Below are 1,699 nucleotides of genomic sequence, written 5' to 3'. Positions count from 1 at the left end.
GATTATAACGAATGCCGCCCGCACTCCACGCTGAATTATCAGACACCGTCTGAATTTGCAGCGGGCTGGAGAAAGGGTCATTCTGAGAATGAAGATTCCGACGTTACTAACTGAGTGTTGTATCTAATCGTGGGGGCAGGTCAAGTGCACCCCGGCTGGGTAAACTCGGAGACCGAATTGGTCCGGAAAAAATCCTGATTTGTGCCCTGGTGATCTCCGTCTTATTGCTTATCCCTATGTCGATGGTGCAATCGCCATGGCAGCTCGGCGTGCTCCGTTTTCTCCTGGGAGCTGCGGATGGGGCACTGTTACCTGCCGTTCAGACATTGTTGGTTTACAACTCCACCAATCAGATCGCAGGTCGTATATTCAGCTATAACCAGTCATTTCGCGACATTGGCAATGTTACCGGACCGCTTGTCGGGGCGGGTATTTCTGCTACTTTTGGTTTCCGCGCCGTCTTTATCGTGACGGCGGGTGTCGTGTTGTTCAACGCCCTTTATTCATGGATTAGCTTATCCAGAGCATTGCGGCCTTCATCCACTGAAAAGACAGCGCAAAATAACCCAGCACACAATTAAGCCAAACGCGTGATGCTTATTTGCGTCTTCATACTTGCAAAATCGGAGAATCAGCTATTCTTTCCCTGAATACCATCTCGAAAAACAGGGAGACACCGATGACCATGTACGCCACGCTGGAAGAAGCGTAAAGTAAAATACATCATGAATTTGTACCGTCATAATCAACTAAGACGCTCTCACAAATTACTTTCGTACCGTTCCATTCGTCCTTGTAGATACTGGTATCAATCCCTACCCCTGGTTGAAACGTGTACCCAGTATCATTAACAAACTTCTGGTACTTGGCTGTCTGTACTGTAGCGTCAAAGTACCTATGGCCTGAGTACTTAAACCCTGCGGAACCTTGCGGTACAATCCATGCCCCATAGGATGAGAAAGTACTCGCATGTTCAATCACCTTGTATTCAAACTCATTACCCTTATAACAGCCTGTATACGCTTTTGACGTGTTGATCTTACCGAAAGGAGGATTGCCATAGGCAACATCATAGAAACGGTCTGCTGAGTACTGTAGAACGTCACCAACGATCCATTCAGCTTCAGGTAGTACCCTCTTCCCGATCATTACGTACTCTGGATTGAGTTCAACACAGGTAATATGTGTTGGGTTGTTTCTTAAGTACTGGTAGTAACTGAGACGTCCGATACCCGCACATAGTTCGATACACTGACCAGTACAGCCAGCATCAAGTATGAAATCCCATGCGAGCATTTCAGGTGTGAAGAAAGCACCAGTAGCCCCTATACCATCACCTTTGTAGGTGTTAAAGATAAACTCTTTATTGTCATGTGTTAGTTGCTTATCAGAGTGGATTAAATCCATTACTTGTATGTGTAATGCTGATTCCTTTTTTGTAATTCTTGCCATAAGATACCCTTGTACAGTTGTTGTACGGGTATTTAGGGAAGACCATGAAAAACCTAATTATGCTTCTTATCTCATTAGCTTTAACGGGATGTGCAGCAGTACAATACAATGATGGTAAAACTGTTAGCATTCAGTCTGACGGTTGGTATGGTTTAGATAGTTTACAGAAAACTGAATCGCCACAGATAATCTAGACACTTCCGAGCCGCTGATAATATTGTTTTTCGTATTCAGTTGGTGGCATATG

At 44.8% G+C, this 1,699-nt stretch carries 1 protein-coding gene and 1 pseudogene; one reads left to right on the top strand and one right to left on the bottom strand.

Annotated features, from left to right (window positions below; all coding sequences use genetic code 11):
• Positions 1-143 precede the first annotated feature (143 nt).
• Positions 144-581: pseudogene (locus GF617_RS26800) on the top strand (MFS transporter); the annotation flags it as partial.
• Between the two features lie 142 nt (positions 582-723).
• On the opposite strand, the gene GF617_RS26795 reads toward GF617_RS26800, so the two are convergent.
• Entirely contained in the window at positions 724-1,452 is a 729-nt protein-coding gene (locus GF617_RS26795; RefSeq protein WP_203452774.1) for a methyltransferase, read from the bottom strand.
• Positions 1,453-1,699 lie beyond the last annotated feature (247 nt).

Source organism: Lelliottia sp. RWM.1, from assembly GCF_016859735.1.
Classification (GTDB): Bacteria; Pseudomonadota; Gammaproteobacteria; order Enterobacterales; family Enterobacteriaceae; genus Enterobacter.
This window is presented reverse-complemented; position numbering and strand designations above follow the sequence as displayed.

Bases quoted from the DNA above. Each gene is read 5' to 3' on its own strand.
- GF617_RS26795 (WP_203452774.1), bottom strand. From the start codon at position 1,452: ATGGCAAGAATTACAAAAAAGGAATCAGCATTACACATACAAGTAATG.